We start from the raw sequence: 14,600 nt of genomic DNA on the forward strand, positions 1-14,600 counted from the left end.
CGCGTCTTCCGTGAAACACGATATATCGCGGTCGGGCGAAGTCAAGCGCCCGTCCTTGGCATAGCGTGGTCGCATGTCCGCTACTGATCACAGCCGCACGGCGGGTGTCCTGCTGCTCTGCCGGGCCGAGCCCGAGCGCGTCCGGCCCTCCGCCCAGCTCCTGAACGAACCGCTCCTCCTGGTCCCGGCCGGGGAGGGCTGGAGCGCGCTGATCCCCGGCGAGGACTCCTGGCGCACGGAGGGCACCGGCCTGGCCACGGCCACCGCCGGCTGGGCCCACGCGCTCGCCGTCGCCGAGCCGTGGCCGGTCGTGGGTCTGTGGTGGGACGCGAGCGGGGCGGGATTCGTCGTCGCGGCGGGCTTCCGCCGCACCGCGGGGTACGCGTGGCTCGCCGACGGCACCCCGTTCGGCGAGGAGGCGGCCATGACCGCGCTGCGGGCCCGCACCGGCCTCGACCCGGTCCTGGACGGGGCCGCGCTCGACGGGCTCACCCGGCCCGACGCGGACGCCGACGCCGCCGCCCGGCTCCGCGGGCTGATCGCGGTCCTCTCCCGGACGGGCCTGCACCTGCCGCCCGGCCTCGCCCCGGGCGTCCCGGCCGACGGCCTGCGCGCCTCCGCGGGCGCGCTCCCCGCCGCCGAGGCCGTCGACTGGCCCGGCTGGCGCGAGGCGGTACGGGCCGGGTTCGAGGCGGCGGACGGCGGCCGGCTCGGCGCGTGGACGCGGGGGCCGCGGGCGCGGGCGCTGGGCGCGGGGGAGGTTGTGGCGGGGGCCGCCTTGGCCCTCTGGGGGCGGCGGCGCGGGCGGCGGGGTGTGACAGCTGCGGGGGTCACGCTTCTCGCGGACGGTGCGTTGACGCTCGCTTACGACTGGTGGCGGGGCCGGGACTGACCTCCCCAGCGGGCCGGTGGCGGCTTGTCGCGCAGTTCCCCGCGCCCCTTCCGGGGCGCGGTACCGCGTTACGCGGCGCGGCGCCCCGCGTTTCGAAAAACTACTCGTCGTCCTCGTCGTCCAGGCGGGCCAGCCACGTCGCCAGCCGCTCCACCGGCACTTCGAAGTCCGGGTTCAGGTCGACGAAGGTGCGCAGCTGCTCGGCCACCCAGCCGAGCGTGACCTCCTCCTCGCCCCGCCGGTTCTCCAGCTCCTCGATGCCGCGGTCGGTGAAGTACAACGTTCGCTCCGTCAGTCTCTTGTTCGTGGTCAGGCCAAGGATAGGCGGGCGGGCACCGGAAAGGGCCGGGCCCCCACCGCCTCTCGGCGGTGGGGGCCCGGCCCTTACAGAAGGCGGCTCAGGCGACTCAGGCGTCGAACACCTCGTTGATCAGCGTCTGCTGCTCGACCTGGTGACGCTTGGCCGAGCCGACCGCCGGCGAGGAGGAGTGCGGGCGGGAGATCCGCCGCAGCCGCTCGCGGGCCGGGATGTCGGCGCCGACCGCCAGGTCCAGGTGGTCGATCAGGTTCAGCGCGATGAACGGCCACGCACCCTGGTTCGCCGGCTCCTCCTGCGCCCAGATGTACTTCTCGGCGTTCGGGAACTTGGCGATCTCGGCCTGGAGCTCCGCACCCGGCAGCGGGTACAGGCGCTCGATGCGGACGAGGGCCGTGTCGTTCGCGCCGCGCTTCGCCCGCTCGGCGGCCAGGTCGTAGTAGACCTTGCCGGAGCAGAAGACGACCTTGCGGACGTCCGCCGCGGCGACCGTGTCGTCACCGATGACCGGACGGAACTGGCCGCTCGTGAACTCCTCCGCCTTCGACGCCGCGGCCTTCAGACGCAGCATCGACTTCGGGGTGAAGACGATCAGCGGCTTGTGGTGCGGGTTGTGGACCTGCCAGCGCAGCAGGTGGAAGTAGTTCGACGGCAGCGTCGGCATGGCGACCGTCATGTTGTCCTGCGCGCAGAGCTGCAGGAACCGCTCGATGCGGGCCGAGGAGTGGTCCGGGCCCTGGCCCTCGTAGCCGTGCGGCAGCAGCAGCGTGACGCCGGAGGTCTGGCCCCACTTCTGCTCGGAGGAGGAGATGAACTCGTCGATGACGGACTGGGCGCCGTTGACGAAGTCACCGAACTGGGCCTCCCACAGCACCAGCGCGTCCGGGCGGGCCAGCGAGTAGCCGTACTCGAAGCCCATCGCCGCGTACTCGCTGAGGAGCGAGTCGTAGACGTTGAAGCGGGCCTGGTCCTCGGACAGGTAGAGCAGCGGGGTGTAGTCCTCGCCGGTCTCGCGGTCGACGAGCACCGCGTGGCGCTGGCCGAAGGTGCCGCGGCGGGAGTCCTGGCCCGCGAGGCGGACCGGGGTGCCCTCCATCAGCAGCGAGCCGAAGGCGAGGGTCTCGCCCATGCCCCAGTCGATCGTGCCGTCCTCGATGCTGGCGGCGCGGCGCTGCAGCTGCGGCACCAGGCGCGGGTGCACCGTGACGTTCTCCGGGGTGGTGACCTGCGACTCGGCGATCCGCTTGAGGACCTCCTGGGAGATGCCGGTGTTCACCGCGACCGGGAAGCCGCTCTGCGGCGGGGCCGGGACCTCGGCGGGGGTCGCGGCCGCATCGGCGTCGCGGACCTCGACGAAGACCTTCTCCAGCTGGCCCTGGTAGTCCTGCAGGGCCTGCTCGGCCTCTTCCAGGGTGATGTCGCCGCGACCGATGAGGGACTCGGTGTAGAGCTTGCGCACCGAGCGCTTCTTGTCGATCAGGTCGTACATCAGCGGCTGGGTGAACGAGGGGTTGTCCGACTCGTTGTGGCCCCGGCGGCGGTAGCAGATCAGGTCGATGACGACGTCCTTGTTGAACGCCTGGCGGAACTCGAAGGCGAGCCGCGCGACGCGGACCACGGCCTCCGGGTCGTCACCGTTCACGTGGAAGATCGGCGCCTCGATCATCCGGGCGACGTCGGTGCAGTACATCGACGAGCGCGAGGACTCCGGCGGCGCGGTGAAGCCGACCTGGTTGTTGATGACGATGTGCACGGTGCCGCCGGTGCGGTAGCCGCGCAGCTGCGACATGTTCAGCGTCTCCGCGACGACGCCCTGGCCCGCGAAGGCCGCGTCGCCGTGCAGCTGGACCGGCAGGACGGTGAAGTCCGTGCCCGCCTTGCCGATGATGTCCTGCTTGGCGCGGGCGATGCCCTCGACGACCGGGTCGACGGTCTCCAGGTGGGACGGGTTGGCGGCCAGCGAGACCTTGATCTGCTCGCCGTCCAGGCCCGTGAAGGTGCCCTCCGCGCCCAGGTGGTACTTCACGTCGCCGGAGCCGTGCATCGACTTCGGGTCGAGGTTGCCCTCGAACTCGCGGAAGATCTGGGCGTACGACTTGCCGACGATGTTGGCGAGGACGTTGAGGCGGCCGCGGTGGGCCATGCCGATGACGACCTCGTCCAGGCGCGACTCGGCGGCCGCGTCCAGCACGGCGTCCAGCAGCGGGATGACGGACTCGCCGCCCTCCAGGGAGAACCGCTTCTGGCCGACGTACTTCGTCTGCAGGAAGGTCTCGAAGGCCTCGGCGGCGTTCAGCCGGCGCAGGATGCGCAGCTGCTCCTCGCGCTCCGGCTTGGCGTGGCCGCGCTCGACCCGGTCCTGGATCCACTTGCGCTGCTTGGGGTCCTGGATGTGCATGAACTCGATGCCGGTGGTGCGGCAGTACGAGTCGCGCAGCACGCCGAGGATGTCGCGCAGCTTCATCATGGACTTGCCGGCGAAGCCGCCGACCGCGAACTCGCGCTCGAGGTCCCACAGGGTGAGGCCGTGCTCGGTGATGTCGAGGTCGGGGTGCTTGCGCTGGCGGTACTCCAGCGGGTCGGTGTCGGCCATGACGTGGCCGCGGACCCGGTAGGAGTGGATCAGCTCGAAGACGCGGGCGGCCTTGGTGACGTCGTCGTCGTGCGAGGCGTCGATGTCCTTGAGCCAGCGGACCGGCTCGTAGGGGATGCGCAGCGCCTCGAAGATCTCGTCGTAGAAACCGTTCTCGCCCAGCAGCAGCTGGGCCATGATCCGCAGGAACTCGCCGGAGGCGGCGCCCTGGATCACCCGGTGGTCGTACGTCGAGGTGAGGGTCATCACCTTGGAGATGCCCATCTTGTTCAGGGTGTCCTGAGACGTGCCCTGGAACTCGGCGGGGTAGTCCATGGCGCCGACGCCGAGGATCAGACCCTGGCCGGGCATCAGACGCGGCACGGAGTGGACCGTGCCGATGCCGCCGGGGTTGGTCAGCGACGCGGTGACGCCGGTGAAGTCGTCCATCGTCAGCTTGCCGACGCGGGCGCGGCGGACGATGTCCTCGTAGGCCTGCCAGAACTCGAAGAAGTTCAGCGTCTCGGCCTTCTTGATGGCCGCGACCACCAGCTGCCGGTCGCCGTTCGGCTTGACCAGGTCGATCGCCAGGCCGAGGTTGACGTGCTCGGGCTTGACGAGGGTCGGCTTGCCGTCCTTCTCCGTGAAGGAGTAGTTCATCGACGGCATGAGCTTCAGCGCCTGCACCATGGCGAAGCCGATGAGGTGCGTGAAGGAGACCTTGCCGCCGCGGGCGCGCTTCAGGTGATTGTTGATCACGATGCGCTGGTCGAACAGCAGCTTCACCGGGACGGCGCGGACGGACGTGGCCGTCGGCAGCTCCAGCGAGGCGTTCATGTTCTTCGCGACGGCGGCCGAGGGGCCACGGAGCGTGACGTACTCGGGGCCGGCGGCCGGCTCGGCCGGCTTGGCGGCGGCCGCGGGCTTCGCGGCGGGCTTGGCGGCCGCGGGCTTCGCGGGCGCCGGGGCCGGGGCGGCCGCAGCAGCGGCCGGAGCGGCCGGAGCGGCGGGGGGTGCGGCGGCCGGAGCGGCCGGGGCCGCAGGGGCGGCAGCGGCCGGGGCCGCGGGCGCCGCAGCCGGTGCCGGGCCGCCCGCGGCCTCGATCACTTCCTGCGGTGGCGCGGCCGCGGCAGTACCGGGCTTGTAGTCGGCGAAGAAGTCCCACCAGGCTCGGTCGACCGAGTTCGGGTCCTGGAGGTACTGCTGGTAGATCTCGTCGACGAGCCACTCATTGGGACCGAATACGTCTGCAGGGCTCTTGCCCTGCCCGTCTTGGTCGGTCGAGATGCTCGAGGTGTTGGGGGACTGTGGCGACACGGCGGCAACCGCCCTCTTCCGCTTCACAAGGTGATGGACAGCGGGAATAAAGGCTACGCCTGTCTGCAGGGTTGATGCAGGCCACCCGGGCCAGCAGTCGCGCAAGTCACATTCACTCGGGGGTTTCGAGGCATGACTTGGCGGGAAACACACGAGGTTCTGCAGGTCCCGAGGGTCTCAGGGTTCGCTCAAGCGCGCCCCACACTCCCTCGAATGTGTGCCTCCGCCATCGACCATACGTCAACATTGATCTCGGGGTACGCCTGGAAGAGTGACCTGGATGCGGCATCCGCGAGGTGATTCGGCCACTCCGATGGACCCCCCGTGCAGGTCCACCGCCCACCGGGCGATCGCCAGGCCCAGCCCCGTACCGCCGTCGGTGCCCGGACCCTGCTGGCCCGAGCCGCCCCGGTTGAACCGCTCGAAGACCCGGTGCCGCTCCGCCTCGGGGATGCCCGGGCCCTCGTCCAGCACCTCCAGCGCCAGCGACTGCGGCCCCTCGCCCCGCCGGGCCCGGACCGTGACCCGGCCGTGCGGCGGGCTGTGCTTCACGGCGTTGTCCACCAGGTTCGCCACCACCTGGTGCAGCCGCTCCGCGTCCGCGTGGGCCGTCAGCTCCGGCGGGGACACGTCCAGGTGCAGGTGCACGTCCTTGCGGGCGTGCGGGGAGGAGCCGGAGCCGTTGGCCATGCTCGCCTCCTTCAGGACGCCCGCCAGGTACGGCCACACCTCGAAGCGGCGCGCGTGCAGCGGCACGACCCCGTTGTCCAGCCGGGACAGGTCCAGCAGCTGGTCCACCAGCCGGCCGAGCCGCTCCGTCTGGCGCAGCGCCGTCCGCATCGTCTCCGGGTCGGCGGCCGACACGCCGTCCACCACGTTCTCCAGCACCGCCCGCAGGCCCGCGATCGGGGTCCGCAGCTCGTGCGAGACGTTGGCGACGAGCTCCTTGCGGTGGGTGTCCACCGCCTCCAGGTCGGCCGCCATGCGGTTGAAGGCGTTCGCCAGGTGCCCGAACTCGTCCCGCCGCCCGGCGCCCACCCGGCGCGTGTAGTCACCCTGCGCCATCGCCCGGGTGACCTCGGTCATCTCGTCCAGCGGCGCGGTCAGGCCCTGTGCGACGAACTGCGTTATCAGCAGCGAGGCGATGATCGAGAAAACGGTGATCACCCGGAGCTCGGTCGCCGAGTGGATCGCGACGAACACCAGGAAGGTCGTTATCACCACCGAGCCGATGACGAGGGCGCCGAGCGCCGCCTTCACCGACCGGTAGGGATCCAGGGGCCGCAGCGCCTCCCAGACCCGCCCGCCGAGGCCCGCCGCCGGGAGGCCGTCCCGGCCGCGGTCGCCCTCGCGGGACCGCCTGCCGGAGCCCGCGGCACGCGCCAGGCCCTGGCCCGTGCCGCCCCGTGGGCCGGCCGTGCTGTCGGTCATGCTCTGCGCCCGGTCATGCCGCCGGGGTCTCCAGCGCATAACCCACGCCGTGCACCGTGCGGATCCGCTCCGCGCCGATCTTCCGGCGGAGCGCCTTGATGTGGCTGTCGACCGTACGGGTGCCCGACGCGTCCGCCCAGTCCCACACCTCCGCGAGCAGCTGCTCGCGGGAGAGGACGGCGCGCGGCGTGTTCGCCAGGCACACCAGCAGGTCGAACTCGGTCGGCGTCAGGTGCACGTCCGCGCCCCTGACCCGGACCCGCCGCTGCGCGTGGTCGATCTCCAGCTCGCCCAGCCGCAGGATGCCGCTGCGCGGGGTGTGCGCGGCCAGCGCCGCCCGCTCCACGCGCCGCAGCAGCACGTGCACCCGGGCCGCCAGCTCCCGCATCGAGAACGGCTTGGTCATGTAGTCGTCGGCGCCGACGCCCAGACCCACCAGCATGTCCGTCTCGTCGTCACGCGCGGTGAGCATCAGGACGGGCACCGGCCGCTGCGCCTGCACCCGCCGGCACACCTCCAGGCCGTCGAAGCCCGGCAGCATGACGTCGAGCACCAGCAGGTCGGGCTGCCACGCCTCGGCGGTGTCGACGGCCGCCGGCCCGTCGCCCGCCGTGCGGACCTGGAAGCCCTCGGCCCGCAGCCGGGCCGCGATGGCGTCCACGATGGTCCGGTCGTCCTCGACCACCAGCACGCGGCGCTGCGCCCCGGCGGAGGCTGCGGCACCGTTCGGGCCGATGTGTGTCTGGTCCATGCGCGCCCCGCCCCTAGCGTCTTCCGTCGCGTCGTTCCTTGCCGGCTTCAGCAGCTGTGGCAAGCAGGGTACGGGCAGGTGGCGGGCGACGGCTACGCGGCACGTTGCGCGAGGTGCACTACGTCCGGTACGCCCCGGGCAACCGCGATCTCTTCGGTCCGTACCGCTTCGAACCCGGCATTCCGGAGGGCTCGCTCGAACCGGGCGGACGGCCGGGCCGACCACACGGCGAGCACGCCGCCGGGCGTCAGGCGCTCCCGGCAGGCCGCGAGGCCCGCGGGGGAGTAGAGGCTGTCGTTGCTCTCCGTGACCGTCCAGTCGGGGCCGTTGTCGATGTCCAGGCACAGGGCGTCGTAGCGGACCGGGGCCGTGCGGACGTGGCGGAGGAGGTCGTCCTCCACGATCTCCGCCCGGGGGTCCGCCAGCGCCCCGGCCGAGATCTCCCCGAGCGGCCCGGAGCGGTGCCAGCCGATGACCGCGGGCTCCCGCTCGACGACGGTGATCCGTCCCCAGCGGGGCTCCTCCGCGGCGCGGGCGAGCGAGAACCCGACGCCGAGCCCGCCGATGAGGACGGCCGGCTCCGGGCGGTCCGCGGGGAGGGCGGCCAGCGCGGCGTCCACGAGCAGCCGTTCCGAGCGGCCGTCGGAGGTGTCCATCAGGAAGCAGCCGTTCGCGATGATCTCGTGGACGGCGCGCCCCCCGGCCTCCCGGCGGCGCAGGACGACCTCGCCGTACGGGCCCTCCCGGCGGTCCAGGGTGACGGGCCGGCCGGCGGTGCCGTCGTACGGGTCGCGCTGGAGGGTGGTCACGGGCGGGCCTCCGGGTCGGTCGGTACTCGGCGGACGCGGCAGGCGCATGCGGGGTTGAGGGCCGTGACCGGAGTCACGGACCGCGGTTGATTTGCCTGCCCTCGATGGACCTTAATGTCGGAGGGAGCCGGAGCGGGACCGCTTTTCGCTCCGCCGGGTGCCGCGAGGGACCCCGCGAGGAAGGGGCTTGGCCGAGTGAGTGTGGTGGACCCCGACGACGGCCCGCCCCCCGCGCGGGCGCGGCGGGTGCTCCGGGCCCTGACGCCCGGCCGGATCCTGCGGGCCCTGCCGACGCCCCTCGGCACCCCCTTCACGTTCTGCTACGGACTGGTCCTGCTGGCCACCGCCGTCTACGCGGACCTCGGCGACGAGGCCACCGTCAATCAGCTCCTGCGGGATTCCAGCACCGACGCCGCGCACCTGGCGGAGCAGCCCCTCGTCGTCCTGCTGGCGAGCGCCCTGTGGATAGCCGGCGGCCTGTACTCGCTGTACGGGATCCTCTTCGTCCTCGTCGTCTCCGCCCTGGAGCGCCGCACCGGTGGCGCCCGTACCGCCGGGGTCTTCCTCCTCGGCCACGTCCTGGCCACCCTCGCCACGGAACTGCCCGTCGCGGGCGCCGTGGCCGCCGGGCAGCTGCCCGAGGCCTCCCTGCACCGCCTCGACTACGGCATCAGCTTCGGCGTGATGGCCTGCACGGGCGCCCTCGCCGGGCTGCTGGGGCAGCGCGCGAAGCGGACCGTCCTGGCCCTCGCCTTCCTGATGTGCGCCCAGGACCTCGTCGAGTTCGCCGACCCCCTCGCCAGCTGGGGCCACCCCATCGCCCTGCTGACCGGCATGGCGTGCTGGGGGCTGCTGCGCGACAAGGGGCCCGCGGCGCGTGCCGCCGAACCGGTGGACGCGGCCGTGCCGGTCCCGCTCCCGGTCGCCGGCCCGCGCGCCGCGGAGGGCCGGGACGAAGAGCCCGTCGCCGCGGGCCGGGCACCCCGCTGATCGCTCAGAGCGAACACAGGGCTGGGAACATCGGAAGCCCGGCAAGCATTGAGTCTGCGTAGCTCAACTTGCCTGCCTAAGGGGAGATCATGGCTTCGATGTCCACACCGCTCACCCTGCCCGTGCTGCCCCTCGACGACGAGGTCGTCCTGCCCGGCATGGTGGTGCCCCTCGACCTGTCCGACACCGAGGTGCGGGCCGCGGTCGAGGCCGCCCAGGCCGCCGAGCGCGACGGGGGCGGCAAGCCGCTGGTGCTGCTCGTGCCGCGCGTCGACGGGACCTACGCGGGCGTCGGCACCCTCGGCAGCGTCGAGCAAGTCGGGCGGCTCTCCGGCAGCGGCGACCCCGGCGCGCTCATCCGCGGCCTCCGCCGCGTGCGCATCGGCGCCGGGACGACCGGGCCCGGGGCCGCCCTGTGGGTCGAAGGCACCCCCATGGAGGAGAGCGCGCCGGACCCGCTGCCCGGCGCCGTCGCCGAGCTCGTGAAGGAGTACAAGGCGCTCGCCACCAGCTGGCTCCGCAAGCGCGGCGCCTGGCAGGTCGTCGACCGCGTCCAGCAGATCGAGGACGTGGGCCAGCTCGCCGACAACTCCGGCTACTCGCCCTTCCTCACCGTCCAGCAGCGCGTCGAGCTCCTGGAGACCGCCGACCCCGTGGCCCGGCTCAAGCTCGCCGTCGGCTGGCTCGGCGAGCACCTCGCCGAACAGGACGTCGCCGAGTCCATCGCCAAGGACGTCCAGGAAGGCGTCGACAAGCAGCAGCGCGAGTTCCTGCTGCGCCGCCAGCTGGAGGCCGTCCGCAAGGAGCTCGCCGAGCTCAACGGCGACCCGGAGAACGAGTCGGACGACTACCGCGCCCGCGTCGAGGCCGCCGCCCTCCCGGAGAAGGTCCGCGAGGCGGCCCTCAAGGAGGTCGGCAAGCTGGAGCGGGCCTCCGACCAGAGCCCCGAGAGCGGCTGGATCCGCACCTGGCTCGACACCGTCCTGGAGATGCCCTGGAACGAGCACACCGAGGACGCCTACGACATCCCCGGCGCCAAGTCCGTCCTCGACGCGGACCACGCGGGCCTGGAGGACGTCAAGGAACGGATCACCGAATACCTGGCGGTGCGCAAGCGGCGCACCGACCGGGGGCTGGGCGTCGTCGGAGGGCGGCGCGGGGGAGCGGTGCTCGCGCTCGTCGGCCCGCCCGGCGTGGGCAAGACGTCGCTCGGCGAGTCGGTGGCCCGGGCGATGGGCCGGAAGTTCGTCCGCGTGGCGCTCGGCGGCGTCCGCGACGAGGCGGAGATCCGCGGCCACCGGCGCACGTACGTCGGCGCACTGCCCGGCCGGATCGTCCGGGCGGTCAAGGAGGCCGGCTCCATGAACCCGGTCGTCCTGCTCGACGAGATCGACAAGGTGGGCTCCGACTTCCGCGGCGACCCGGCCGCCGCCCTCCTGGAGGTCCTCGACCCGGCCCAGAACCACACCTTCCGCGACCACTACCTGGAGGTCGAACTCGACCTCTCCGACGTCGTCTTCCTGGCGACGGCCAACGTCCTGGAGGCCATCCCGGAGCCCCTCCTGGACCGCATGGAGCTCGTCCGCCTCGACGGCTACACCGAGGACGAGAAGGTCGTCATCGCCCGCGACCACCTGCTGCCCCGGCAGCTGGAGCGCGCCGGCCTGGAGCCCGGCGAGGTCACGATCGGGGACGACGCCCTGCGCCGGCTCGCCGGCGAGTACACGCGCGAGGCCGGCGTGCGGAACCTGGAACGGTCCGTGGCCCGGCTGCTCCGCAAGGTGGCGGCCAAGCACGAACTGGGCGAGCAGGAACTGCCGTTCGTCATCGGCGCGGACCAGCTGCGCCCGCTGATCGGCCGGCCGCACCACACCCCGGAGTCCGCCCAGGACCCGGCCGAGCGGCGCACGGCCGTCCCGGGCGTCGCCACCGGGCTCGCGGTCACCGGCGCGGGCGGCGACGTCCTGTTCGTCGAGGCGTCGCTGGCCGACCCGGAGACCGGTGGCGCGGGCCTGACCCTGACCGGCCAGCTGGGTGACGTGATGAAGGAGTCGGCGCAGATCGCCCTGTCCTTCCTGCGCTCGCACGGCGCCGAACTCGAGCTGCCCGTCGGCGACTTCAAGGACCGCGGCATCCACCTCCACGTCCCGGCGGGCGCCGTCCCGAAGGACGGCCCGAGCGCGGGCATCACGATGACGACGGCGCTGGCGTCGCTCCTGTCGGGCCGCCGGGTGCGCCCGGACGTGGCCATGACCGGCGAGGTCTCCCTGACGGGCCGGGTCCTGCCGATCGGCGGCGTCAAGCAGAAGCTCCTGGCGGCGCACCGGGCCGGCGTGACGACGGTGATCATCCCGAAGCGGAACGAGGCGGACCTGGACGACGTGCCGGCCGAGGTCCTGGAGAAGCTCGACGTCCACCCGGTCTCCGACGTCCGCCGGGTCCTGGAGCTGGCGCTGCAGCCGGCCGGGACGGAGGCCGGGGTCGCGGTGGCGGCGTAAGCGGTGCCGGCGTAACGAGCCGGAACCGGGGTGCCCCCTTTGCCCCGTTGACGGTCGCGAACCCCGCCGGTTGCATGTCCCTGACCATGCTCCGCTGACTGACCAGTCACACCCGGAGGGGGAACTGTGCGCAGGACCGACGCACGTTTACGCAGAGCGGGAAGAGTCACCGGCAAGAGAAGAGCGACCAGCACCAGCGGGATACCGGGCGCGGCGGCACTGATCAGTGCCGCCGCGCTTTTCGTCACCGCGGCCCCCGCCCAGGCGGCGGGCGGCGGCAACGGCGGCCCCGCGGAGGTGATTCCGGGCAAGGGCACCTCCACCCCGGCCCTGGTGGACGGCATCCGCGAGGCCGCCGCGGCCTCCGGCAGCGCCGCCGACGCCGCCCGCGGCCACCTCGCCGCCAAGCGAGACCGCTACCGCATCGCCGAGCCGGCCCGCGACCTGAAGCCCGTACAGACGCTCAGCAAGGGTGCGACCGAGACCGTACGGCTGCAGCAGAAGCACGGCGGGGTCGACGTCCTCGGCGGCCAGTACGTCGTGCGGATGGAGCACAAGGGCGGCAAGCGCGTCGTCACCGGCACCTCCGGCAAGTACTTCACCGGCCTGAAGGCGGACACCCGCGCCGAGGTCGGCGAGAAGCTCGCCGTCGAGCGGGCCGTCGCCGCGACCCTCCGCGACCTCGCCGGCCACCGGCTCGGCAAGGGCGACGCCGCCCGCGCGCAGGGCGCCGCCACGCAGTCCGCCCCAAAGCTCACCGGCACCGCGCGCGGCCTCGTCGTCGTCCCCAAGGGACCCGGCGTCCTCACCCAGCACGTCACCGTGCGCGGCACCGACCCGGCCACCGGGCACCCCGTGCTGCGCGAGGTCTACATCGACGCCAAGGCCGGCTACCCGGTGCTGCAGTACAGCGGCATCAAGACCTTCGGCACCGGCGCGGACGAGCTGCGGGCGCGTGCCCGCGGTGCCGCGGCCGGCCCGTCCGAGGCCGCCGCCCGCGCCGCCGCCGGCCCGCTCAGCCCCGGCATCACCGGCTCCGGCGTCAAGTACGACGGGACGACCGTCGAGCTCGGCCTGTACAAGGACACCGCCCGCAACGAGTACGTCATGACGGACTACGCGCGGATGTGGGACTCCAGCAAGAGCGTGATCTCCACCTGGGACGCGCGCGGCAAGGACGTCGACGCGGTCAACGGCCGCTGGCCGGACGGCATCAAGGAGTTCGGCTCCCCGACGCCCTCCTTCGGCCAGGAGGCCACGGAGGCCGGCGCCGTCGACGCCCACTGGGCGGCGGGCAAGGTCTACGACTACTACAAGAAGGTCCACGGCCGCGACAGCCTCGACGGCCGCGGCATGGCCATCAACTCCCTCGTCGGCGTCACCGAGTTCGGCGCCACGTACGTCAACGCCTTCTGGGACGGCACCAAGATGGTGTACGGGGGAGGCGACAAGGAGTACAAGACGCTCTCCGCCGACCTCGACGTCGTCGGCCACGAGATGACCCACGGCGTCGTCGAGCACACCGCCAACCTCGTCTACGCGGGCCAGTCGGGCGCCCTCAACGAGGCGCTCGCCGACTACTTCGGCAACGCCATCGCCGTCGACGCCGCCGGCATGTCCATGGACGACCCGGACGCCGGCCTGCTGGGCGGCAACCTGTGCCGGTCGAAGACCCCGCGGCAGTGCGCCTTCCGCGACCTCAACGACGGCCGCACCACGTCGAAGAGCTTCCTCGGCGTGGGCTTCGGCACGGACAACGGCGGCGTGCACCTCAACTCCACGATCTTCTCGGGCGCCCTGTGGGACATCCGCGAGGACGTCGGCCGCACCCTCGCCGACAAGATCGTCTACAAGGCGCTGTCCGAGTACATGACGCCCCTGGACGGCTTCACCGAGGGCCGTGACGCGGTGATCGCCGCCGCCAGGGCGCTCGGCGTCTCCGGCAAGGACCTCAACGCCGTCCAGCGCTCCTTCAGCGCCCACGGCGTCGTGCCCAACTGGGAGCTGGCCCTCGGCGTCGACACCGACCTGCTGTCGGCCAAGCTCAACACGACCGCCACGGGCGCGGGCGCGGGCGGCGGCTGGTGGGCCGCCTCCCGGTCGAACGACGACGGGTCCGAGGCGTACTCCGTCTGGGCCGGCCGCACCGACGGCAGCGGCTCCCCGAAGCTCATCAGCCCCAACGACGGCCGCTACCACGTCTCCCCGGCGACCGACGGCAAGACCGTCGCGTGGGTCGCCTACGGGAACGCCGGCACGGACGTCCTGAGCCGGCCCCTCGCCGGCGGCCCGGTCAAGAAGCTGTACGGGTCCTCCACCGCCACGGTCTACGGCGTGCGCGTCGAGGGCGGCACGGTCGTCATCGACACCGCCGACCCCCTCGGCGGCCGGCACGTCGGCTACCTCCGCACCGGTGACAAGCAGCCCACCTGGGTGGACGCCGGCCGGGGCGAGGTGGTGACGGCCCTGCCGTCGCTGAGCGGCGACAGGATCGCGTACGCGAAGGTGTACCCCGAGGGCGAGGACTACCGCGTCGGCACCGAGGTGCTGGACCTCAGGACTGGTGCGAAGACGCTGATGGGGCAGCTCGGCAAGCCCGAGTCCGTCGGGCAGACCGGCATCAGCGCGACCGCCGTCTTCTGGCTGGCGGACGAGACGTCCGGGGACGAGGGCCAGGTCGCCGTCCGGCGTGCCAAGCTCGACGGCACCGGCGTCACGGACCTCAGCCCGGAGAAGGGCGCCGGCGCGCTCCACGCCACCGAGCTGACCGCCTCGGAGAGCGCGGTGACGGTCACCGCCGCGCTGCCCGGCACCGACCTCCGCAACGAGTCGCTGCCGAAGCTGTGGCAGTTCGCGGCCGACGGCTCCTCCCGGGCGCGCGTCTCGTGCAACCGCGGCGAGCAGTCCTCGCCGGCCGCGGCCGGCGGCAAGCAGGTGGTGTGGACCGACGGCACCACCGGCTCCACCGACCTGGTCACCCGCACCCGCCCGGCGGGCACCTGCGGCTGACCGGTCCGCCCGAAG

The 14,600-nt window shown here is 72.8% G+C and carries 9 protein-coding genes; 4 read left to right on the top strand and 5 right to left on the bottom strand.

The annotated features are described in order from the left end of the window. Positions 1–73: 73 nt before the first annotated feature. Positions 74–892, top strand: coding sequence for a hypothetical protein (locus ACFZCD_RS12180; RefSeq protein WP_391829739.1), 819 nt, complete (start codon positions 74–76; stop codon positions 890–892). Positions 893–992: 100 nt separating this feature from the next. Here the strand turns inward: ACFZCD_RS12180 and ACFZCD_RS12185 are convergent, their stop codons facing one another. The 5 genes from ACFZCD_RS12185 to ACFZCD_RS12205 form a co-directional block, all read right to left on the bottom strand. Next, on the bottom strand, positions 993–1,172 hold the full coding sequence (locus ACFZCD_RS12185; protein ID WP_004937694.1) for a DUF6104 family protein: 180 nt from the start codon (positions 1,170–1,172) through the stop codon (positions 993–995). Positions 1,173–1,299: 127 nt separating this feature from the next. Continuing rightward, on the bottom strand, positions 1,300–5,097 hold the full coding sequence (locus ACFZCD_RS12190; RefSeq protein ID WP_391829740.1) for a multifunctional oxoglutarate decarboxylase/oxoglutarate dehydrogenase thiamine pyrophosphate-binding subunit/dihydrolipoyllysine-residue succinyltransferase subunit: 3,798 nt from the start codon (positions 5,095–5,097) through the stop codon (positions 1,300–1,302). Positions 5,098–5,337: 240 nt separating this feature from the next. Further along, the gene (locus ACFZCD_RS12195) at positions 5,338–6,528 is read right to left on the bottom strand and encodes an ATP-binding protein (RefSeq protein WP_391829741.1); all 1,191 of its coding nucleotides are present in this window, start codon (positions 6,526–6,528) and stop codon (positions 5,338–5,340) included. 13 nt (positions 6,529–6,541) lie between these two features. Next, complete coding sequence (locus ACFZCD_RS12200) at positions 6,542–7,279, bottom strand: response regulator transcription factor (RefSeq protein ID WP_391829742.1); 738 nt, start codon at positions 7,277–7,279, stop codon at positions 6,542–6,544. A 92-nt stretch (positions 7,280–7,371) separates the two neighbouring features. Next, positions 7,372–8,088 carry a spermidine synthase gene (locus tag ACFZCD_RS12205; protein ID WP_391829743.1) on the bottom strand — a complete coding sequence of 239 codons (717 nt, stop codon included), beginning with the start codon at positions 8,086–8,088 and terminating at the stop codon, positions 7,372–7,374. A 195-nt stretch (positions 8,089–8,283) separates the two neighbouring features. Here ACFZCD_RS12205 and ACFZCD_RS12210 point away from each other — a divergent pair, with 195 nt between their 5' ends. From ACFZCD_RS12210 to ACFZCD_RS12220, 3 genes are all read left to right on the top strand, one after another. Continuing rightward, the gene (locus tag ACFZCD_RS12210; RefSeq protein WP_391829744.1) at positions 8,284–9,078 is read left to right on the top strand and encodes a rhomboid-like protein; all 795 of its coding nucleotides are present in this window, start codon (positions 8,284–8,286) and stop codon (positions 9,076–9,078) included. 89 nt (positions 9,079–9,167) lie between these two features. Further along, positions 9,168–11,576 (top strand): endopeptidase La, encoded by a 2,409-nt coding sequence (lon, locus tag ACFZCD_RS12215; protein ID WP_391829745.1) that lies wholly within the window; start codon positions 9,168–9,170, stop codon positions 11,574–11,576. Between the two features lie 222 nt (positions 11,577–11,798). Further along, complete coding sequence (locus ACFZCD_RS12220; protein WP_391830355.1) at positions 11,799–14,585, top strand: M4 family metallopeptidase; 2,787 nt, start codon at positions 11,799–11,801, stop codon at positions 14,583–14,585. Positions 14,586–14,600: the final 15 nt, after the last annotated feature.

The sequence above is a fragment of the Streptomyces sp. NPDC008001 genome, assembly GCF_042958085.1.
Taxonomy (GTDB): Bacteria; Actinomycetota; Actinomycetes; order Streptomycetales; family Streptomycetaceae; genus Streptomyces.